A 20,764-nucleotide genomic window follows, 5' to 3' on the forward strand; every position below is an offset into this window, starting at 1 on the left:
GCCGAGAGGACCAGCCCGCCTGATGCGACTTCCGCCCCGACCCGCCCGTGTGGCCGGTTTGCTCGTCGCCGTGACCGGCGGGTGGCTGCTGGTCGCGGTGCTGGTCGGCATCCTCGGTGTCCTGGTGCCGCTGCCGGCCTGGGTGCTCTGGCCGATCACGGTCGGCGCGATCGTCACCTCGGGTGTGGGATGCCTCCTGGCCGCGGGCACCGGGAGCGGCGCCAGCCGCACGTACTGGCTCCGGCTGGCAGCCGCGGTCGCGCTGCTCGCCACCGGGTGCACCAGCCAGTGCTTCGACACGCTGCGGCAGCCGGGCGAGGCGCTGGCCATGAGCCCGCTCACCGGCCTGCTGTACTTCGCGGCGATCGGTTGTGCCGTGCTTGCTCTGCTGCGCCTGCCCGGGCACCAGCGCACCAGGCGGGCGACCGTGGCGATGTGGCTGGACATCGCCATCGTCGGTGTCGCCTCCGGCCTGGTGATGCTGCAGGTGGTGATGACGATCCCGGTCCCGATGAAGGACGGCCCGGCGGCCACCGCGCTGCGGGTCATCGTGCTGGCCACCGCGTGCGCCGCGGTGGTCGCCGTGGTCAAGGTGGGGATCAGCGGCACCGGCCCGGTGCTCGCGCGGGCGCTGTGGTTCCTGAGCCCGGTCGGTCTGCTCGGCCCGCTGTCGATCCTGCTCGTGTCGGCGTTCCAGCGGTGGCCGCACCTCGGCGGCACCGTGACCGTGCTCCCCCCGTTCGCGTTGCTGATGGCCCTGGCCGCGTGGGCGCAGACCGGCGCGAACCTGTCCGGCGCGGTGTCCGGGCCGGTCGCCCGGGTGGGCCGGCGCGGGGACGTGCGCGGCCGGGGAATCAGCCGTATCCCGTACGTGTCGGTCGCCGGGACCGCGATCATGATGCTGGTCGTCACGCTGCAGCACGGCCATCTGCCGGCCGGTCTCGCCGCCGGCGCGGTCTGCCTGATCGTGCTGGTGCTGATCCGCCAGCACGCCGCGCTCAGCGACAACAGCATGCTCGCCGACCGGCTCGCCGACCAGGCCCGCTACGACGACCTGACCGGCTGCCCGAACCGGCGGCACTTCACCGACGCCCTGCACCAGCGCACCGCGGCCGCCACGGTCGCGGTCTGCGACCTGGACGACTTCACCGCGCTCAACGACCGGCTCGGCGACGACACCGGCGACGAGATCCTGCGCCAGGCCGCCGAGCGGATCGCCGGCACGGTCGGCGACGCGGCGCTGGTCGCCAGGCTGCTCGGCGACGAGTTCGGCGTGCTGCTGCCGGCCGGGCATCCGCTCGCCGACGGTGACCGGCTCGCGGTGGCGCTGTTGCTGGCGTTCCAGGAGCCGCTGCCGGTGGACGAGCACGACCTGCTGGTCACCGTCACGGTGGGGGCGGCGGCCGGGCGGGACGACGTCGTACCCGATCTGTTGCGCCGGGCCGAACTGGCACTGCAAGCCGCGCAGCGGGTCGGGACCAACCGCCATCAGGCGCACACGCCGGACCTGGACGCGTCCGCGCAGCATCACGCCGACGTCGCCGCGGCCCTGCGCCACGGCCTGGAGCGCGGCGAGTTCCGGCTGCTCTACCAGCCGATCGTGGAGCTGCCGCTGGGCACCATGCGCGCGGTCGAGGCCCTGGTCCGCTGGCATCCGGACGGCGGGAAGCCGGTCTCGCCGGCCGAGTTCATCCCGGTCGCCGAGCAGAACGGCCTGATCGTCGACCTGGGCGCCTGGATCCTGGACACCGCCTGCGCCGACGCGGCCGAGTGGCAGCGCCGTCATGGTGCGTCCGCGCCGCTGATCAGCGTCAACGTCTCGGCCCGCCAGCTGCTCGACCCGGACCTGCCCGACCTGGTCGCGGCCACCCTGGTGCGGCACGGCCTGGACCCGGACCAGGTCACCCTGGAGATCACCGAGACCGCGGTGTTCGCCGGCGGCACCGCTCTGAACACCGTGCACGCGCTGCGCGACCTCGGCGTCGGCATCGCCCTGGACGACTTCGGCACCGGGCACTCGTCGCTCACCCTGCTGCGCACCTGCCCGGTCACCACCCTCAAGGTCGACAAGTCGTTCATCGACGAGCTGAACGGCAGCCCGCAGCAGGAGGCCATCGCGGCGTCGCTGAGCGGGATCGCCGCCACGCTCGGGCTGCGCGCGGTGGCCGAGGGTGTCGAGACCCAGAACCAGGCCGACCGCCTCTACGTGCTGGGCTACCGCTACGCGCAGGGCTTCCACTTCGCCCGCCCGATGCCGGCCGCCGACATCGACGCCTCCCTGCTGACGACCGTGGGCTGATCGCGCGGGGCATCGAGCACACCCGCGTTGTGGGATAGTCCCCGGTCATGATCGAGACCATCGAGCTGACCAAGACGTACCGGTCGGTGCGGGCGGTGGACGGGCTCTCCTTCACCGCGCGGCCGGGCCGGGTCACCGGCTTCCTCGGCCTGAACGGGTCCGGCAAGACCACCACGCTGCGGATGCTGCTCGGGCTGAGCCGGCCGACCTCCGGCGCCGCGCTGATCAACGGAAAACCGTACGCCGAGCTCAGCACCCCGTTGCGGCAGGTCGGCGCGGTCCTCGAGCAGGGCATCAGCCATCCCGGGCAGAGCGGGCGGGCACACCTGATCGGCCAGGCGATGCTGGCCGGCGCGAGCCGGGCCCGGGTCGATCAGCTGCTCGACGCGGTCGGCCTGGCCGATGCCGGGCACCGGCGCACCGGCGACTACTCACTCGGCATGCGGCAGCGGCTCGCGGTCGCCACGGCGCTGCTCGGCGAACCGCAGGTGCTGGTCCTCGACGAACCGGCCAACGGGCTCGACCCGGAGGGCATCGCCTGGCTGCGGTGGCTGCTGCGCGGGCACGCCGACGCGGGCGGCACCGTGCTGATCTCCAGTCACCTGCTGGCCGAGCTGGCCCAGCTCATCGACGACGTGGTGATCGTCGCGAACGGGCAGGTCCGGCGCGCGACACCGCTGACCGACCTGGCCGGCGCGGACGGCGTGCGGCTGCGGGTGCGCGGCCGCGACCCGGTGCGGCTGTGGCGGGCGTTCGAGGACGCCGGCGGCAAGGTCACCGCCGACGAGCACACCCCGACGCTGGAGGTCGCCGGTCTCACCGCCGAGGAGGCCGGCGAGGCCGCTTTCCACGCGGGAGTTCCGGTGTACGAATTGAGCACCGACGCCCCGAGCCTCGAACAGATCTTCCTGGAACTGGCGGCCGCCTGATGCTCACCCTGGTCCGTAGTGAGCTCTACCGGATGGCGACGATCCGCTCCAGCTGGGTGTCGATCGCCCTGTTCGGGGCGGTGACGGCGGCGGCCGGGGTGGTCGACGCCGACTGGTGGGCGCTGTTCGCCGGGATCGGCGCGTTCGGCATCTCGGTCATGACGGTCACCCAGCACTTCCAGCACCGCACCGCCGCGCTGCTGTACCTGGCCCGCCCGCAGCGGTTCACCGTGCTGCTGGCCCAGGTCGTCACGACCGTGGTGATCTCCTGGCTGGTGGCCGCGGTCAGCGGGGTCACCGTGGTGTCCAAGTGGGGCACCTGGACGTATTACCACGCGCTCGTCGCCGTACCGATCATGGCGGTTTTCGGTGCCGCCCTGGCGGCCGTGGTGCGCCGGTCGGTCTGGTTGCTGAGCGGATTCGGCGTCTGGTTCGTGATCGTCGAGGGTGTCGCCGGGCAGTTCAAGTACCCGCTGCCGATGACGTCCTACCTGGACGCCTCGCGCGGCGACGCGTTCGGCATCGAGATCTTCCTGGTCTGGGCGGTGGCGGCGCTCGCCGTCGCGGCCGTCGCCCTGCGCCGCGACCTCAGCGGCGACTGACGCCTTCCCGGCAGCAAGAAGCCTCTTTTCGGGGGCGCCGAGGGGTCCCCTTTCGGGTAGCAAGAAGCCCGGTCCGCTTCTCAGCGGGCCGGGCTTCTCGTGGTGGAACGGACGTCAGCAGGCGTGCGCGACGACCTTGGACTTGCCCGAGGTGCTGGACGGCACGGTCACACAGGCCACGCTGCGGCCCGAGGTGACCTCGGCGACGCCGGAGCGGACCACCTTGACGGTGATGCCGGGCATCGCCATGTTCTTGGCGGCCTCCTTGAGGTGCGAGGCCGGCTTGCCGCCGTCGCTCAGCGCCATCAGCACCGACTGCGTGCCGACCAGCTCGGCCCAGGTCTTGGCGTCGCCGCCACCGAGGCCGCCCAGGTCGTCGGAGCCGCCCAGGTCGCTTCCGACTGCGGCGTCACCGGCGAACGACTCGAAGATCTTGCTGACGTCGAGCTTCTTGGCGTCGGTGGGCGCGGCGATCGCCGCGCCGCCGGCCAGCTCGACCCGCAGGCTCGCCCGGCCGGTGTTGCCGTCGACGAACTGCAGCAGGTTGATCTCGAAAGCCTTGAACACGCCGTTGTCGACCCACAGGTCCATGACGATCGGCTTGTCCGCCGGCGGCTTGTCCAGCTCGTCGCCGAGCGCCTTGTCCAACGTCTCGCCGGCCGGTGCGCCGGCGATCGTCTTCAGCGACTCGATCAGGCGCTTGCCCTGCTCGAACGCCTTGACCGTGGTGGTGGTGACGGTCAGGTGGGTCTTGTCCTTGTCGTCACGGACCACCTCGGCGCCCTCGATCAGGGCCTCCGCGCTGGTCTTCAGCTCGGCGGCGAGCTTCTCGCTCTGCGCCGGGTCGGTGCTCGGCGCGATACTCGGCGCGACGCCGACGGTGCCCTCGGTGAGCTTCTTCAGGTCGTCCGCGGCGACCGAGACCCAGCCGCCGTCGATCAGGGTGACCACACCCGGGATCTCGGAGCCGACGTCCTTGCGCATCGATTCGATCTCGGCCTGCGGCGCGCCGAACTTCGCGGCCAGCTCGGTGATCGGCGCCTTCACGTAGGTGACCCCGTCGACCACCCGGATCTCGAGGCCGGTGACCCCGTCGACGGTCGCGTTGATCAGGGCCTTGTCGTCGGCGGTGCCGTCACCCGCCTTGTCCCAGGCGATGGTGATCGACGAGTTGAACAGCTTGCGCAGCATGTCGGCGTCCTCGTCGGTGAAGGCGTCCTCACCGGTGCCGGAGTCCTTCTTCGCCAGCGCGATCACGTCGTCGACGCTGCCGCCCGCCTTGAGCGTGAAACCGGACGTACCGGTCGCACCCAGGGCCTCGGCTGCTTTCTTGATCTCCAGCTTCGGTTCGAGCTGCTGGAGCTGCTTGGCGCACCCGACGGTCAGGGTCAGGGCGGTGACACCGGCGAATACGCCGGCCAGGAGGCGCTTCATGCGCACAGATCTCCGTTCGGGGCAACGCGACACTCCCCCGGCGTCGCGGTTGGCAGTGTACGACCGTCCATCAATGTCTCGTACACCCGTCCGGATATCGAACACTTTCCAACACCACTATCGATGTTGACCATCCCCATTGACATCGTTCGTCAATGTTGCGAATGTGCGTCCAGCATGTTTCTTGTGTGAACTTGTGAACTTGACCTCTAGGAGAGGCTCGATGTCACCGACTACTCGCCGCTTCCGCCACGCGGGCACCGCTCTGCTCGGCACCCTACTCTTGACGCTGGCGTCTGTGAACGTTCCCACATCGGCTTCAGCAGGGACTTCACCGCGCGCCGACACCTCCTGCGCCACCACCGGCTCGGTCGATTTCGGCGTTGATCTGGCCGGCGCCGGCTGGAAGTTCAGCACCGGCGACGACCCCGCCTGGTCCGACCCGTCCTTCGCCGACACCACCTGGCGGGACTGGAGCGTCCCGGACAACTGGGGCGCCCAGGCCGACCTGTCCTCGTACGACGGGTTCGCCTGGTACCGCAAGACGTTCACCCTGCCGGAGCGGCCCGCCGGGATCACCGACGCGGCAGTGGTCGCCGCGCTCGGCAAGATCGACGACGCCGACCAGGCCTTCCTCAACGGTCAGGAGATCGGGCACACCGGCGGGTTCCCGCCGAACTTCGACTCCACCTGGGAGGTGCCGCGCGAGTACTACCCGGCCGACGGCCTGCTCCGCTGGGGCGCCACCAACGTGCTCGCCGTCCGGGTCTACGACGGCACCGGTGGCGGCGGCTTCTACCAGGGTCCGATCGGGTTGTTCTCCAAGGCCCGGCTGCGCGCGCTGTCCGGCGCCACCGGCACCGCGGCGACCCGCGCCCAGCTGGCACACGCGTGCGCCGTGCTGAACCAGCAGCACCGCGCGGTCGCCACCGGCGATCTCCGCGGGTACGCCGCGACCCTGGCACCCGGGTTCTTCCACCAGGGCGACACCGCCGACCGGCGTCTCGCCGACCTGCGGGAGCTGCGGAAGGCCGGCAAGGTGACGCTGACCGACACGCAGGCCGAGGTGTTCGTCGACGCGCAGGGCCGGCTCGTGGTGGACACTATCCGCACCTGGACCGGCTCACCGGCGACCCGGGAGCTGCTCTACCTCGACCCGCGCAAGGACCTGGAGCTGGGTGACCACGCGCGCTTCTTCCGCGACGACTACGTCTCCGCGGCGATGGGCCGCCGGACCCAGTTCAACGTGTACCTGCCGAAGGGCTACACCCGCACCAGCGCCAAGCGGTTCCCGGTGGTCTACATGCTCAACGGCTTCAACGGCAGCAACATCGAGTGGGAGGCCCGCGACATCGGCACCGTGCTCGACAAGCTGGTCACGGCGAACGGCCTGGAAGAGTCGATCGTGGTGTTCCCGGACGGTGGCAGCGGCTGGTACGTCGACACGTCGGCCGGCAACTACCGCACGATGATCGTCGACGAGATCGTGCCGCTGGTCGACCGGTCGTACCGGACGATCGCCGACCGCGACCACCGTGGGATCAGCGGCGTCTCGATGGGCGGGCAGGGCGCGTTCACCCTCGGGCTGAAGAACCCGGCGGTGTTCAGCTCGATCGCCAGCCACATGGGCGCGCTGAGCCTGCCGCCGCTGGTCGGCACGGCCACCGAGCAGGCCGCCAACGCCGGGTTGCGCCCGCTCACCCTGGTCGCCGGGATGACCGCGGCCCAGCTGAACGAGCACCGGTACTACCTCGACGGCGGGGACTCCGACGACTACCGGTTCGGGGTGGCCGCGCAGCAGATGAGCACGGCCCTCGCGGCGAAGGGGGTCCGGCACGACTACCAGCTCGGCGCCGGGCGGCACGACGACGCGTACTGGATGCCGAAGCTGGACCGGTCGTTCGGCCTGCACACCGAGCAGTTCCGGGCACACCCGGTGAAGCAGCCGCGCGAGCCCAAGCCGGTGAAGACGCCGTACCTCTGGCCCTGACCCCGGGCACCCGGCAGGCGTCGGCGGAGTTCCGCCGGCGCCTGCCGCTCGTCATGCCCGCCCGGCCTGCTTCTCGGCCTCCCGGGCCATCGCCCGCAGCGTCGCGCCGAAGCCGATCCGGCCGGCCAGCGACAACAGCGGCCCGGCGAACCGGGTGAGCCGGTGCGGCGTCACGGTCACGTCCTCACCCCAGTCGACCCGGCACCGGTCGCCGGGCAGCGGGACGACCGAGAACCAGGCGGTGCCGAGAACCACCCGGCCCCGTTTGACGATCTCGCAGCGACCCGGCTCGTCCCCGCTCGGCGGATGCCACCGGGTCACCGTCATCGGGTCGTCGAAGGCCAGCGGGCCGATGCCGGTCCTGGCCACGAACGCGGCACCCACGCCCGTGGCATCCGCGGAGGTGACCCGCACGCTGGTCAGCGGCGCCCAGTCACCGTGACGGGGCCAGTCCACCAGGACGGCCCAGACCGTGGCGGCGGGCGCCCGGACCTGCTGCGTGACGACGAACTGGGTCATGCGAAAGCTCCTGTGCTCAAGAGTGCCGTTGCGGTCGCTCGACACCTAGATCTACTATGCCTCGCAGTTCTAGGTATAGAAGGGAGGCGCCCGTGCGGGTGACCAAGGATCTCGTGGCCGCGTCGGCCACCCCCATCGTGCTCGGCATCCTCGCCGAAAGTGAGAGTTACGGCTACGCCATCCTGCGGCGGATCAGCGAGTTGTCCGGCGGCGAGCTGGACTGGACCGAGGGATTCCTCTACCCGCTGCTGCACCGCCTGGAGAACCTCGGCCACGTCGAGTCGAGCTGGCAGACCGTCCCCGGTGAGCGCCGGCGCAAGTACTACCGGATCACCAAGCAGGGTCTGGCCGAGCTGACCGAGCACCGCCGCCAGTGGGAGACGGTCGTCGACGCGCTCAAACAGGTCTGGCCGCACGTCGGCTTCATCCCGCTGGGAGGCACCGCATGACCGAGGTTGCCCTGGAAGCCCAGTTCACCCAGTGGCGCGAGTACGTCCACCGCCGCCCGGAACTGGTCGCCTCCGACGCCGACGAACTCGAGGACCACCTGCGCGACTCGGTCGACGGGCTGATCGCCCTGGGCCTGCGCTCCGACGAGGCGTTCCTGATCGCGGTGAAACGGATGGGCGGGCTGGACGAGCTGTCCCGCGAATTCGCCCGGGAACACTCCGAGCGGCTGTGGAAACAGTTGATGTTCACCGGCGACGATCCGCGCAAGGCCCGATCCGGGCGGGACCTGATCGCCATGCTGATCTGCGCGGCCGGCGCCGCGGTCTCCATCAAGATCCCCGAGCTGTTCGGCCAACGGTACGACGGCGACGGCATGTTCTACGCCACCAACTTCGCCCTGTTCGCACTCCCCTGGCTGGCGGCCTTCCTGGCCTGGAAGCGCCGGCCCGGTATCCGCGTGTACGCCGTACTCCTGGGGTTGTTCGTCCTCGGCGCGGTAGCGGCGAACGCCTACCCGGTCGACGACGACTCCCAGTCGGTCGCCCTCACCGCCAGCCACCTGCCGCTCGCCCTGTGGCTCGTGGTCGGCCTCGCCTACGCCTCCGACAACCTGCGCTCGTCCCGGCGGCGGATGGACTTCATCCGCTTCAGCGGCGAGTGGTTCGTCTACCTGGTCCTGATCGGTCTCGGCGGCGGGGTGCTGATCACGTTCCTGTACGGCACGTTCGAGGCCATCGGCGTCGAACCCGACCAGTTCATCTGGGCCTGGCTGACCCCGTGCGGCGGGGTGGCCGCGATGGTCGTCGCCGGCTGGCTGGTCGAGGCGAAACAGGGTGTCATCGAGAACATCGCGCCGGTGCTCACCCGGCTGTTCACGCCGCTGTTCGCGGTGGCGTTGCTGGCCTTCCTGGTCACCATCGGCGTGAACGGCCACGGCATCGACGTCAACCGGGAGACGCTGGTGCTGTTCGACCTGCTGCTCGCGGTGGTGCTGGCGCTGCTGCTCTACTCGATCTCGGCCCGGGATCCGCAGGCGCCCCGCGGGATGTTCGACGTGCTGCAATTGGTGCTGGTGGTGAGCGCGCTCGCCATCGACGCGGTGGTCCTGATCACGATGACCGGCCGCATCGCGGAGTACGGGACGACGCCGAACAACGTAGCGGCGCTCGGCGAGAACATCGTGCTGCTGGCGAACCTGGCCTGGGCGGCGTGGCTGTTGCTGCGATTCACCCAGCGGCGGGGCGGTTTCCCGGCGGTGGAGCGGTGGCAGACGGCCTACCTGCCGGTCTATGCGGTGTGGCTGTGGGCGGTCGTGCTGATCCTGCCGCCGCTGTTCAGCTTCCGATAGCGGGCGCCGGGCCGCGTTCGGCATCTCCATCCGCCGGCCGCGGCCCCGCACCGGGAGCCGCCCGCGACAGCGCGTCGATCAGCTTGTCCAGCACCCCGGGGAACGCCGACGCCGTCACCTGCGGCAGATCTCCGCGCACCGCCGCCAAATGCGGATACTCCTCCGCCGGCAGCGACGCATAAGCGGCCGCCAGCGCCCGGTCCTCCGTCTGCTGCTGACTCGGCGTCAATTCCGCCGCATCCATCGTCGCCAATGCCAAAGCGGTATCGATGAAGTCTCGGAAATGCCGCACGGCATCCGATCCGGCAAATCCCGCACTGAGCAGCAAACCGATGCCGATATCGTCCGCCCGCAATTCATTGGGCCCGGCCGTGAACCGCGTCGACCGCAGTTGCACCAGCCGCGGGTGCTTCAGCATCGAACGGTGAACTCGCTCACCCAGCTCCCGCAGCGAGACCAGCCAGTCCGGCCCCGCCTCGAAACCGGCCAGCGAGTCGCCGATCAGCCGATCCGCGATCGCGAGCAGCAGCGCGTCGAGGTCCCGGAAGTACCGGTAGATCGCCGACGGGTCCGCGCCCAGCTCGACGCCGAGACGGCGGACAGTGAGCGCGTTGCCGCCCGGCGCCTCGATCAGCCGCAGCGCCGTATCGATGATCATCTCTGGATCCAGCACCACGCCGGCCCGGGTCGGCCGTCGCCGGACCCGCTCGGAACCCACCCGTGCCATGAAAACTCCTTATGTCAACGCATTGACCTAAGCATAACCCTGCTGTTTCCTATGGCTCTGACCAGGGAGGATCAGCATGCAGGCGGACACACCGGCCTACGACCTAGACATCCGGACCGACGAGAAGCGCATCCGTGCGTCGCTCGCTGATGCGGCCCGGACCCCGTTCTGGCTCGAGGATCCCGGTCGCCCCGCCCCGCTGCCCGCACTCATCGGCGCCATCGAAACCGACCTGCTGATCATTGGCGGCGGTTACTGCGGGTTGTGGACCGCGTTGCAGGCCAAGGAGCAGGATCCGAGCCGCGACGTCGTCCTGGTCGAGGGCGAGGAGATCGGCTGGGCGGCCAGCGGTCGCAACGGCGGGTTCGTCGAGGCGAGCCTGACGCACGGGCCGGAGAACGGCGCACGCTACTTCGCCGACGATCTGAAAGTGCTCTCCGGGCTCGCCGAGGAGAACTTCGCCGCGTTCCGCGACTCGCTGACCAGGCACGGCATCGACGCCGAGTTCGAAGAGCACGGATCACTCTCGGTCGCCACCGAGCTGCACCAGATCGAGGAGCTGCACGCCGACGGCGGCCGCTTCTACGACCGGGACGAGCTGACCGCCCTGGTCCGCTCGCCGCTCTACCGCGCCGGGAGTCTCCGGGAGACCGGTGCCGCCCTGGTCCACCCGGCGAAGCTGGCCTGGGGCCTCAAGGACGCCTGCCGCAAGCTGGGCGTCCGGATCTTCGAGCACACCCCGGTGACCCGGCTCGCCGACCGCGGCCGCACGGTCCGCGCCACCACCGGCATGGGCACCGTCCGCGCCCGGCAGGTCGTGCTGGCCACGAACGGTTTCCCGTCGCTGCTGCGCCGCAACCGGATGCTGACCATCCCGATCTACGACTACGTGCTGATGACCGAGCCGCTCACCCCGGCGCAGCTGGACGAGATCGGCTGGCACGGCCGGTTCGGCATCGGCGACTGCTCGCGGCAGTTCCACTACTACCGCAAGACCGCCGACAACCGGATCCTCTGGGGCGGATACGACGCCGTCTACCACCGCGGCGGCGGCATCCGGCCCGAATTCGATCAGCGCCCGGAGACGTTCGCCCGCCTGGCCGACCACTTCCTGCGCACGTTCCCGCAGCTCGGCGACATCCGCTTCACCCACGCCTGGGGCGGCATGATCGACATGTCCACGCAGCTGGCCGCTTTTCAGGGCGCCGCGATGGGCGGCAAGGTCGCCTACAGCAGCGGCTTCACCGGTCTGGGCGTCGCGGCCACCCGCTTCGCCGGCGCGGTGATGCTCGACCTGCTGGCCGGCGCCGACACCCCGCTGACCCGTCTGCGCATGGCCACGAAACGCCCGCTGCCGATTCCGCCGGAACCCATCGCCTACCCCGCGGTGCAATTCATCCGCCGCGCCATCGCCCGTTCCGACCGCAACGGCGGCCGCGACGGATTCATCCTCAAAACCGCCAACCTCATGGGCTATTCGTTCGACTCCTGACCGCATTTTTTACGGTACGAATACGGAGCGCCCGTCCGCAGGCGACAAGCCGCGTCCCGCGGTGGTCTCGCGCGACACCGCCACCACTCCGGACCGCGACGCGCCTCCCGGCCCCGGCTGGCCCTCAGGGGTGCCTCCGCTACGCGGACGCACCCCTGAGCACCCCACCGCTCCCGCGCCCGGCCCCGCCGCCAGGTCAGCTCGGCCGGAGCTGACCCGCCGCGACCAGCACCTCGGCGAGCCGCCGGGCCACGTCCGGCTGCGCGATGAGCTCCGCATACGCCGCGGTCAGATCCGGCCGCTGCCGCGCCGCCGCCGCTGTAGCCGCATCCACGGCCGCCGACGTCGCCGCCACGATCGCATCCATCGCCGCCGATGTAGCCGTTACCGGCGTCACCGCCGCATCCACCGGCGCCGACGTCGCGGCCGCAGACGTCACCGCCGCGGATGTCGCGGCCCGGGAGAAGCCCTCCACCGCCCCGGCCACCGTGATCGCGACCTGCACCGGGCACCGCAGCCGCCGGCTCAGCACCTTCTCGACCGCCACCCGCAACCGGATCTCCACCAGGTCCCGCGCGTGCCGATCCGGCGCCTCCAGCAGCAGCACCCCCTCCACGATCGCCAGCGGCCGGGTCGCCCGGAGACTGCTCAGCACCCGCGCCTCCAGCAGCACCGGGTTGTCCAGCTCCGCGCACACGTCCTGCCAGATCCCGTCCAGATCAGTCGCGGTGGCCCGAGCCTTCTCCCGCCCCGCCCCTGCCAGCCACTGCTCCACATCGACCCCGGCCCGCCCCGCCGCCGCCCGGAACTCCCGATAGTCATCCGCACCCACCCGCACCTGAACCATCCGGCCATCCAAGCCCCGCCACCCCCCGACACGCGAGGCCCGAACCGTGCCACCAGACCCAGGAGCGTCCCCCCACCAAACCCCCAAAACCCCATTTCGTACGCCGCGGGGGGGGCGGCGCGTTCAGGGGCGGGCAGCGAGCAGCACCTCGACGTGGCCGATCGTGGTGACCAGGGCTGCGGAGATTTCGGCGTTCCACTGGTACAACGCCACGGCGGCAGCCAGGTCGTCGTCACAGGTCCGCCGGTAGGGCCCCAGTCGTTCTGGTGACAGGGCGCGTTCCACGAGTTCCCGTTGAGCCGGCTGCACCGCACCTCACCTGCCATCTCTGGCGCTGCTGAACATGCTGAAGTCACCGTGAAGACCCCGGTCCGCCTCTGCCCCTTCTGCGGGTCTGCCGCCGGGATTTTGACTTTGGCGGCCTTTCCCGGCGGCAGACCCGAAGCGGTTTCGGCTACTTCCGTCCGCAGTAACGATCGAGGTCGCCAACCGGTCACGGTCGCGCCTGACAAATCACGCCACCGAGTGACGGCGTGCTTCAGGTCGTCAGGCGTGCCAGGCGGTCCAGGCGGTGACGTGGATGCGGAGGAACGGGCCCGGTGGGGGCTCGGTCGTGTACTGCGGGTAGCGGGCCAGCAGGGCCGGCTCGGCGGTGTCGGTGATCTCGGCGTGGCCGTCGGCGCGCACCCACCAGAGCTGGGACCAGTCGTCGGCATACTGATCGGCGAGGACGCTCACCCGTGGCTCACGGGCGATGTTGGCGAGTCGCTGCAGCCGGCGATGGCGCTTCGGCTTCCCGTCCACCGCAGTGTGGATCACGTCGCCCACCAGGGCGAACACGATCGGCACCAGGTGCGGCGCACCGTCCGCGCCCACCGTCGCGAGCCGCGCCACCCGAGCCGTGCCGAACCGCTCAGCCGGCGTCATCCGCGCTCCATCCAGTGCAGGGCAAGCTCAGCGGGTGATCGGGCGGCGGGCGAGGGCATAGATCACCTCGGGGGCGAGGGTGGTGTCCGGGTCGGAGCGGACCAGGGCGGCCAGGGCGGTGGTGTAGGTGGTGCGGAACTCGTCGACCTGGTCCGGGGTCAGCAGGGTCATGGCGGCGTGGTGCGGGCCGCGGGTGTGTGCCTCCCAGGCCTGGTCCAGGTCGGCCGGGGAGAAGCGGATCGTCTCGACCACCTCCTCGACCGGGGTGAAGCCGGCCGCGGTCAGCGCCGACCGGCACCGCGCGGGGCTGCCCAGTGGCAGGGCCGGATCGGTCAGGGTGAGGCCGTAGCGGGCCGCCAGCTCGCGGAAGAGCCGTGCCGCGACCGGGAACCCGGCGCGCATCGTGGAGAAGGCGACGAGGCCGTTCGGGACGAGCAGGCGCAGCCACTCCTCCAGCGCGGTGCGGACCGGCATGTAGAGCAGCCCCGCCGAGCAGAGCACCAGGTCGAACGAGCCGTCGCCGAACCGCGGCAGATCACTGGCGTCCGCCAGGAGCAGGTCGACATTCGGGGCCGTGATCGACTGCTGGGCTCGGGCGAGCATGCCGGACGAGATGTCGACGCCGGTCACGTGGCCGGACGGGCCGACCGCGCGGGCGGCGGCGATCGCGGCCAGCCCGGTGCCGGTCGCCGCGTCCAGGACCCGCATGCCGGCCGCCGGTGCGGCCAGCTCGACGAGGCGCTCGGCATACCGCACGTGCCACGCCTGCTTGTCATAGCTGGCGGCACGCTGGTCGAACACGGCCACGTGACTCCTCCCCCGACGGTCACGTCATTGTCAGCCCGGCTGCATCGTACGAAAAAGTGGTTTTTGAAAGGGACGCCAGGAGCTGGAGTTTCTCGGCGGCGTCGGTGCCGGCGTCCGGGTGATAGATCACCAGGAGCTGACCCTGGGTGCCGCCGATCGCGAGTTTTTCCCGGTTCAGGGTGAGCGCGCCGACCTGCGGGTGCTGCAACGTGACCGCGGCGCCTTCGCGGGTCTGCACGTCGTGACGGGCCCACAGCTGCCGGAATCGGTCACTGGCCAGGGAGAGTTCGCCGACCAGCTCGATCAGCCGGGGGTCGCCGGTGTCGGCGCCGACCGACTGCCGGAAGCCGGCGACCAGGCGGCGGCTGGCGGTCTCCCACCCCGGGTAGAGCGCCTGCTCGGCCGGGTCGAGGAACACGTCCCGCAGCCGGTTGCGCCCCGGCACCAGCAGCGGCGACAGCGCGGTGGCCAGCGGGTTCACCGCGAGGACGTCGAAGTAGCGGCCCTCGGCGAAGGCCGGCAGCGGCAGCGTGGCGAGCAGTTTGCGGATGCCCGCCGGGACGGTCTCGCGGCGCGGGCGGCGGCGGGCCCGGCCGGGGCGTTCGGCGGCGAGGCTCAGCAGGTAGTCGGCGGCGGCCTCGTCGAGCCGCAGCACCCGGGCCAGCGACTCGAGGACCTGCACCGACGGGTGCCGGTCACGGCCCTGCTCGAGGCGCAGGTAGTAGTCCGCGCTGATCCCGGCGAGCAGCGCGACCTCCTCGCGGCGCAGGCCGGCGACCCGCCGTTGCCCGGAAGCGGTCAGGCCGGCGGACTCCGGGGTGATCAGCTCGCGCCGTGCCCGCAGGTAGGCGCCCAGCGCGTTCGGCGCGTCGGTCATCCCCCGACGGTAATCCGGCCGGCGGCGAGGTGCCTGGCCCTGTCGCTCCCAGGGAGCGTCACCTCGGAAAACCATGGGAAAAGCCGGATGTGAGCTTCACCGCTGGTAACCGGGTCGTAGCTTGGTCGGCGTGGTGGGGTTGAGTGAGGAACAGCGTCGCGGTATCGGTGTGGCACTGAACGAGTCGGACTGGGTCGGGATAGCCGTCGAACCGGCGGCACGACGGGTCGAGGTCGCGTTCGACGTGCTGTCGTTGCCGTCCGGGTGCACCCCGGTCGGGCTGGTGCTGGACGGGGTCAGCCGGGTGGTCGCGTCGCTGCGGCACGGCCGGTGGGGTGACGCGTCGGCGCCGGTGGAGACGTTCGCGCTGGACGATCTCGGCGGCGTGGTCCGCGGGTTCGGCGGCGGGCCGGTGCACGGCTGGGAGTTCATCGACCCGCCGGAGCGCGACTGGCTGACCTGGAAGGAGCGGCTCAGCCTGGACGTCTCGCTGCGCCGCGAGCCGGGCCGGCACGTGCTCGACCTGTTCCAGGAGGGCGACGACACCGATCCGCCGCGGCACCTGGACCTGCGGGTGTGGTTCGACACCCTGCGGATCACCCGCGCCGGTGGCGCGGAGATCCCGCTACCGGATTTCATCGAGAGCGGACGTCGCTTGTGGTCCGGGTTCCAGGCCCGGCGTACGGCGTGACCGCCGGGCCCCGCCCCACCTAGGCGAACGTCGAGAACACGTGCGTGGTCACCGACGTGTAGTTCTCGCCCGGCCGCAGCACGGTCGACGGGAACTCCGGCTGGTTGGGGCTGTCCGGGAAGTGCTGGGTCTCCAGCGCGAACGCGTCCCCCTGCCGGTACTGCCGGCCGGAGACCCCGCGCAGCTTCCCGTCGAGGAAGTTCCCGGAGTAGAACTGCAGCCCCGGCTCGGTGGTCTCGATGAGCAGCTGCCGCCCGCTGGCCGGGTCCCGCACCACGGCCGCCTCGGCGCCGGCCAGGACGTAGTTGTGGTCGTACCCGAGCCCGGCGGCCAGCTGGGGGTGATCGTCGCGCAGCCGGGCGCCGATCGCGTGGAACTCCTGGAAGTCGAACGGGGTGCCGGCCACCGGCGCCAGCTCCCCGGTCGGGATCAGCTGGTCGTCGACCGGGGTGTAGTGCGCCGCCCCGATCCGCAGCAGGTGCTCGTTGATCGTGCCGCTGCCCTCCCCGGCCAGGTTCCAGTACGCGTGGTTGGTCAGGCTCACCACGGTCGGCCGGTCCGTGGTCGCGTGGTATTCGATCCGGAATTCGTCCCGATCGCCCGAAGAGGAGAAAGTGAACGTCACCGCCACCTCGACCGCGCCGGGGAACCCCTCCTCACCGTCCGGCGAGGAATAACTCATCCGTACGCCGTCCTCGACCCGCTCGGCGGACCAGACCCGCTTGTCGAAGCCCTGCACCCCGCCGTGCAGGGTGTTGCGCCCCTCGTTCGGCGTCACCGTGAACGCCGTACCGTCCAGCGTGAACGCGCCCCCGCCGATCCGGTTCGCGTAGCGCCCCACGGTCGAGCCGAAGTACGGGTTGGCCGGGTCGAGATAGCCGGCCAGGTCGGCGAAGCCGAGGGTCACCTCGCCGAGCCGGCCGTCCCGGTCCGGGACCCGCACGGACTGCAGGGTCGCGCCCCAGGTGAGGATCGACACCGACGCCCCGCCCGCGCCGGTCAGCGTCCACTTCTCGATCACGGTGCCGTCGGCCAGTGCGCCGAACGGAGTGCTGTCGATACTCGTCATGATCTCCGTTCTACGCTGGCGGGGAATCACTGACGACGGAGGGCCCCTCATGCGCGCGCTGGTGTTCACCGCTCCCGGCCGGGCCGAGGTGCAGGACGTGCTGGAGCCGCAGGCCGGTCCCGGGCACGTAATCGTCCAGGTGGAGCGGGTCGGGGTGTGCGGCACCGACGTGGAGCTGTTCACCGGGGCGATGAGCTATCTGCACACCGGCGCGGCGTCGTACCCGCTGCGGCCCGGGCACGAGTGGGCCGGCACGGTGGTGGCGGCCGGTGCCGGGGTCGACGACGACTGGGTGGGCCGGCGGGTCACCGGGGACACGATGATCGGCTGCGGCGACTGCGTGCGCTGCCGGTCCGGGCGGCACCACGTCTGCGCGCGGCGCCACGAGCTGGGCTGCCGGGACGGGCTGCCCGGCGCGCTGACCGAGCGGCTGGAGTTCCCGGCGGCGTACCTGCACGTGCTGCCGGACACCGTGGACGCCACGCTCGGCGCGCTGGTCGAGCCGGGCGGGAATGCGCTGCGGGCGGTCCGGGCCGCGGCGGCCGGGCCGGGCGAGCGGCTGCTGATCCTCGGCACCGGCACGATCGGGCTGCTGGCCGCGATGTTCGGGCGTGCGCAGGGTGCCGAGGTGCACCTGCTCGGTCTCCGTGCGGAACCGCTCGCGCAGGGCCAGGTCTGGACCCGGGAGACGCTGCCCGAGCTGGCCTGGGACGGTGTCATCGACGCGACAAACGCCGCGGTCATGCCGGGGCTGGCGGTGGAGCTGGTCGAGCCGGGGCGCACGGTGGTCTATATCGGACTGTCCGGGGCGCCCAGCGTGATCGACACCCGGGACGTGGTGTTCAAGGACGTCACCACGGTCGGGATTCTCGGTGCGTCGGCGGGGCTGGCCGGGGCGATCACGTCGTACGGGAAAGGCGAAGCGGACCCGCGCCCGCTGGTGGCCGCGACCGTTTCCCTCGAACAGATCGTCGGTGTGCTGGCCGGGAAGCGCCCGGACGGCGCCGGTCCCGGCCCGAAATTCCACGTCGATCCGCGCCTCTGATCAATGCTCGGCACCGCTGTGCAGCACGTCGAGGCGGGTGACCGCGCGGGTCAGCACGACGTGGAGGCGGTGCGCGCCGCGCGGCTCGGCGGCGACGATCTCGGCCGGTTCGACCACCACCACGTGATCGAACTCGAGACCCTTCGTCAGGGTGGCCGACAGCAGCGTCACCCGCTCGTCGAGCACCGCCGCGCCGAGTTCCGCGATCCGCGCGTCCGCCGCGATGACAGCGATCGATCCCTCCCGGGTCAGGGCGGCGCGCACCCGGTCGACCGCCGCGGCCACCGGATCCGCGACCCGGCGCACGTCGAGCTCGCCGTCGCCACGCACCGACCGCGCGATCGGCACCGTGGTCCGCATCAAGGGCAAGAGCCTGTTCGCGTACGACAGGACGACCGCCGGCACCCGGAACCCGAGCGTCAGCGCGGTGATCGGCGCGTCCGGCTTGCCCAGGTGCCCGAGCTGGGCGCGCCAGTCGGCGGCGGCCCACGGGCTGGTCCCCTGCGCCAGGTCACCGAGCACGGTCAGCGCACCGTGCCGGCTGCGCCGGGCGAGCGCCCGGCACTGCATCGGGGACAGGTCCTGTGCCTCGTCGACGACGATGTGCCCGAACCCGTCGGGGTGCTCGACCGCGCCGGCGATCTCGTCGAGCAGTACCAGGTCGGCGGCGGTCCACTTCGCGCTCCTGACGCTGCGCGGTGGCCGGGTCCAGAGCAGCGCGGACTGTTCCTTCTCGGTCAGGATGCCGTCGGCGGCGCGGGCCAGGAACTTCTCGTCCACGTACAGGTCGTGGAGCAGTTGGTCGGGGCGCACCTTCGGCCAGCAGGCGTCGAGCACGGCCACCACGGGGCGGGAGCGGCCGGTCTTGTCGAGCCACTTCCGGATCGGGGACTCGCCGTGGTATTCCAGTTCGCGCTGCAGGTGGGCGACGACGCGGGTGCGGAAGCGCTCGCGGCCCACCCCGCACGGGAGTTCCTCCCGCCGTACCATCGTGATCTCCCGGACCAAGGTGGCGGCCGTGACCCGCAGCCGGTAGGAGCCGTCCGGCAGGACGATCCCGTCAGTCGGCGCGCTGATCAGGCCGGCGAGCGCGCGCCGCACCACCTCGGCCATCCGGGCGTCGTGCTTGACCAGCGCCGCCGCGTCGTCGTCCACCCGGGCCGGCTCCTTCTCGGACAGCAACCCCTCGAGAGTGCGCTGCTGCACGTCCACCTCGCCGAGCGCCGGCAGCACCGCGGAGATGTAGGCGAGGAACGCCGGGTTCGGGCCGACCACCAGCACCCCGGTGCGCTTGAGCTGCCGCCGGTGGGCGTAGAGCAGGTACGCCGCGCGGTGCAGCCCGACCGCGGTCTTCCCGGTCCCCGGCCCGCCCTGCACGCACAGTGACTGATCGAGATCGGCCCGGACCAGGTCGTCCTGCTCGGGCTGGATGGTCGCCACGATGTCCCGCATCGGGCCGACCCGGGGCCGCTCGATCTCCTCGGTCAGCAGCCGGCTGGCGGTGCCCAGCTCCTCGCCGTGATCCAGCCGCTCGTCCTCGAAACCGGTCAGCCGCACCGGTGTCCGGTTGGTCCAGCCGTACCGCCGGCGCACCGCCACGCCCCGCCGGTCACTCGCGCTGGCCTGGTAGAACAGCGACGACACCGGCGCCCGCCAGTCGATCACCAGGGGCGGTCCCTGCTCCTCGGTGATCCGCCGGCGGCCGATGTAGTACCGCTGACCGCGATGATCACCCGCGTCCTCGGTGTCGCCGAACCACAGCCGCCCGAAGAACACCGCGCCGTCCGGCTCGTCGGCCAGCTCCTTGACGTAGCTCTTCAACATCCGCCCGAGGGTCTCCGCGGTGTAGCGGTCCCCGGCGACCTGATCACCGGTCACCACCCGCATCCGCGCGTGATCGAGCATCCAGGCACGCGCCCGCTTCACCCGGTCCAGAAACTCTCGCTCAGCCGCCAGATCCATCGCGCCCCCTTTCGTTACCCAGTCAAAAACGTTACCAGGTAACTAATTTAACCGAGTGATACGGTCGCGGGGTGAGTGAGATGGGGCTCCGGGAGCTCAAGAAGCAGCGCACGTTCGACGCGGTGTCCTCGATCGCGATCGCGATGTTCCTGGACCGCGGCTTCGACCAGGTGTCGGTCAGCGACATCGCGGCCGCCGCGGAGATCTCCAAGCCGACCCTGTTCCGCTACTTCGCCGCCAAGGAAGACCTGGTCCTGCACCGCTTCGCCGACCACGCCGGCGAGCCCGCCCGGGTGGTCGCCGCACGTGCCGCCGGCCAGTCACCGCTCGACGCGCTGCAGCAGCACTTCATCGCGGGCCTGCTCCGGCGCGACCCGGTGACCGGCTTGAACGACACCCCGGAGGTCCTCGCCTTCCACGACCTGGTCTTCTCCACGCCGTCCCTGGCCACCCGGGTCCACGAATACCAGTCCCGCGACGAGCAATCCCTGGCCACCGCCCTGCTCCCCACCACCCCCACGTCGCCGGCCGCGGCACCACTGGAGCCGGATCCGCTTGCCGCACGGCTGGCCGCCGCTCAGATCCTGGCCGTGCAGCGGGTGCTGGCCCGGGAGAACTGGCGCCGCCTGGCCGCCGGGGAATCCGCGGAGACGCTCGCGCCGACCGCGATCGAGGCAGCCGATCGCGCCTTCACCCAGCTCCGCACCGGCCTGCCCTGACCCGCGTCCGGCTGCGGGCAGCCGCTGGTC

General features: G+C 71.3%; 20 protein-coding genes. 10 read left to right on the forward strand and 10 right to left on the reverse strand.

Annotated elements, in window-relative coordinates; genetic code table 11:
* Positions 1-70: 70 nt before the first annotated feature.
* From Apa02nite_RS30475 to Apa02nite_RS30485, 3 genes are read left to right on the forward strand one after another with little or no spacing between them, the layout of a single operon-like run.
* A complete protein-coding gene (locus tag Apa02nite_RS30475; protein ID WP_239164677.1) occupies positions 71-2,299 on the forward strand; it encodes a putative bifunctional diguanylate cyclase/phosphodiesterase in 2,229 nt (742 codons plus the stop codon).
* Positions 2,300-2,346: 47 nt separating this feature from the next.
* Entirely contained in the window at positions 2,347-3,228 is an 882-nt protein-coding gene (locus Apa02nite_RS30480; RefSeq protein WP_203828095.1) for an ATP-binding cassette domain-containing protein, read from the forward strand.
* A complete protein-coding gene (locus Apa02nite_RS30485) occupies positions 3,228-3,830 on the forward strand; it encodes a hypothetical protein (RefSeq protein ID WP_067708726.1) in 603 nt (200 codons plus the stop codon). Before Apa02nite_RS30480 ends, Apa02nite_RS30485 begins: the two co-directional genes overlap by 1 nt.
* Before the next feature lie 114 nt (positions 3,831-3,944).
* Here Apa02nite_RS30485 and Apa02nite_RS30490 read toward each other — a convergent pair whose 3' ends face one another.
* Positions 3,945-5,264: a hypothetical protein gene (locus tag Apa02nite_RS30490; RefSeq protein ID WP_203828096.1), complete on the reverse strand. Its 1,320-nt coding sequence runs from the start codon at positions 5,262-5,264 to the stop codon at positions 3,945-3,947.
* Between the two features lie 298 nt (positions 5,265-5,562).
* On the opposite strand from Apa02nite_RS30490, the gene Apa02nite_RS30495 reads away from it, so the two are divergent.
* A complete protein-coding gene (locus Apa02nite_RS30495) occupies positions 5,563-7,254 on the forward strand; it encodes an alpha/beta hydrolase (protein WP_203828097.1) in 1,692 nt (563 codons plus the stop codon).
* A 51-nt stretch (positions 7,255-7,305) separates the two neighbouring features.
* On the opposite strand, the gene Apa02nite_RS30500 is transcribed toward Apa02nite_RS30495, so the two are convergent.
* Positions 7,306-7,773 carry an SRPBCC family protein gene (locus Apa02nite_RS30500; protein ID WP_203828098.1) on the reverse strand — a complete coding sequence of 156 codons (468 nt, stop codon included), beginning with the start codon at positions 7,771-7,773 and terminating at the stop codon, positions 7,306-7,308.
* Between the two features lie 92 nt (positions 7,774-7,865).
* Here Apa02nite_RS30500 and Apa02nite_RS30505 point away from each other — a divergent pair, with 92 nt between their 5' ends.
* Both Apa02nite_RS30505 and Apa02nite_RS30510 read left to right on the forward strand, forming a co-directional pair.
* Positions 7,866-8,222: a PadR family transcriptional regulator gene (locus Apa02nite_RS30505; protein WP_067708737.1), complete on the forward strand. Its 357-nt coding sequence runs from the start codon at positions 7,866-7,868 to the stop codon at positions 8,220-8,222.
* On the forward strand, positions 8,219-9,571 hold the full coding sequence (locus tag Apa02nite_RS30510; RefSeq protein ID WP_203828099.1) for a permease prefix domain 1-containing protein: 1,353 nt from the start codon (positions 8,219-8,221) through the stop codon (positions 9,569-9,571). The genes Apa02nite_RS30505 and Apa02nite_RS30510 overlap by 4 nt, the downstream gene beginning before the upstream one ends.
* Here Apa02nite_RS30510 and Apa02nite_RS30515 read toward each other — a convergent pair.
* Positions 9,558-10,298, reverse strand: a complete 741-nt coding sequence (locus Apa02nite_RS30515) for a TetR/AcrR family transcriptional regulator (RefSeq protein WP_203828100.1) — start codon at positions 10,296-10,298, stop codon at positions 9,558-9,560. The two genes, Apa02nite_RS30510 and Apa02nite_RS30515, sit on opposite strands and share 14 nt — an antisense overlap.
* Before the next feature lie 76 nt (positions 10,299-10,374).
* Here Apa02nite_RS30515 and Apa02nite_RS30520 point away from each other — a divergent pair, with 76 nt between their 5' ends.
* Positions 10,375-11,790: an NAD(P)/FAD-dependent oxidoreductase gene (locus tag Apa02nite_RS30520; RefSeq protein WP_203828101.1), complete on the forward strand. Its 1,416-nt coding sequence runs from the start codon at positions 10,375-10,377 to the stop codon at positions 11,788-11,790.
* A 196-nt stretch (positions 11,791-11,986) separates the two neighbouring features.
* On the opposite strand, the gene Apa02nite_RS30525 is transcribed toward Apa02nite_RS30520, so the two are convergent.
* The 5 genes from Apa02nite_RS30525 to Apa02nite_RS30545 all read right to left on the reverse strand — a co-directional run bounded on the left by Apa02nite_RS30525 (position 11,987) and on the right by Apa02nite_RS30545 (position 15,248).
* Positions 11,987-12,637: a hypothetical protein gene (locus tag Apa02nite_RS30525; protein WP_203828102.1), complete on the reverse strand. Its 651-nt coding sequence runs from the start codon at positions 12,635-12,637 to the stop codon at positions 11,987-11,989.
* A 123-nt stretch (positions 12,638-12,760) separates the two neighbouring features.
* A complete protein-coding gene (locus tag Apa02nite_RS30530) occupies positions 12,761-12,946 on the reverse strand; it encodes a hypothetical protein (protein WP_203828103.1) in 186 nt (61 codons plus the stop codon).
* A gap of 237 nt (positions 12,947-13,183) precedes the next feature.
* The gene (locus Apa02nite_RS30535; protein WP_203828104.1) at positions 13,184-13,564 is read right to left on the reverse strand and encodes a TIGR03668 family PPOX class F420-dependent oxidoreductase; all 381 of its coding nucleotides are present in this window, start codon (positions 13,562-13,564) and stop codon (positions 13,184-13,186) included.
* Positions 13,565-13,591: 27 nt separating this feature from the next.
* The gene (locus tag Apa02nite_RS30540; RefSeq protein ID WP_203828105.1) at positions 13,592-14,371 is read right to left on the reverse strand and encodes a class I SAM-dependent methyltransferase; all 780 of its coding nucleotides are present in this window, start codon (positions 14,369-14,371) and stop codon (positions 13,592-13,594) included.
* Between the two features lie 19 nt (positions 14,372-14,390).
* Complete coding sequence (locus tag Apa02nite_RS30545) at positions 14,391-15,248, reverse strand: helix-turn-helix domain-containing protein (RefSeq protein WP_203828106.1); 858 nt, start codon at positions 15,246-15,248, stop codon at positions 14,391-14,393.
* Positions 15,249-15,378: 130 nt separating this feature from the next.
* Here Apa02nite_RS30545 and Apa02nite_RS30550 point away from each other — a divergent pair, with 130 nt between their 5' ends.
* The gene (locus Apa02nite_RS30550) at positions 15,379-15,939 is read left to right on the forward strand and encodes a hypothetical protein (RefSeq protein ID WP_203828107.1); all 561 of its coding nucleotides are present in this window, start codon (positions 15,379-15,381) and stop codon (positions 15,937-15,939) included.
* Between the two features lie 19 nt (positions 15,940-15,958).
* Here Apa02nite_RS30550 and Apa02nite_RS30555 read toward each other — a convergent pair whose 3' ends face one another.
* Entirely contained in the window at positions 15,959-17,008 is a 1,050-nt protein-coding gene (locus Apa02nite_RS30555) for an aldose epimerase family protein (protein WP_203828108.1), read from the reverse strand.
* 49 nt (positions 17,009-17,057) lie between these two features.
* Here Apa02nite_RS30555 and Apa02nite_RS30560 point away from each other — a divergent pair, with 49 nt between their 5' ends.
* Positions 17,058-18,053: a zinc-dependent alcohol dehydrogenase gene (locus tag Apa02nite_RS30560; protein WP_203828109.1), complete on the forward strand. Its 996-nt coding sequence runs from the start codon at positions 17,058-17,060 to the stop codon at positions 18,051-18,053.
* Here Apa02nite_RS30560 and Apa02nite_RS30565 read toward each other — a convergent pair whose 3' ends face one another.
* The gene (locus Apa02nite_RS30565; RefSeq protein ID WP_203828110.1) at positions 18,054-20,015 is read right to left on the reverse strand and encodes a HelD family protein; all 1,962 of its coding nucleotides are present in this window, start codon (positions 20,013-20,015) and stop codon (positions 18,054-18,056) included. It abuts the gene before it with no gap.
* An 80-nt stretch (positions 20,016-20,095) separates the two neighbouring features.
* On the opposite strand from Apa02nite_RS30565, the gene Apa02nite_RS30570 reads away from it, so the two are divergent.
* Positions 20,096-20,734 carry a TetR/AcrR family transcriptional regulator gene (locus Apa02nite_RS30570; RefSeq protein WP_203828155.1) on the forward strand — a complete coding sequence of 213 codons (639 nt, stop codon included), beginning with the start codon at positions 20,096-20,098 and terminating at the stop codon, positions 20,732-20,734.
* The last annotated feature ends 30 nt before the right edge of the window (positions 20,735-20,764 follow it).

This window comes from Actinoplanes palleronii (assembly GCF_016862315.1).
Lineage (GTDB): Bacteria > Actinomycetota > Actinomycetes > Mycobacteriales > Micromonosporaceae > Actinoplanes > Actinoplanes palleronii.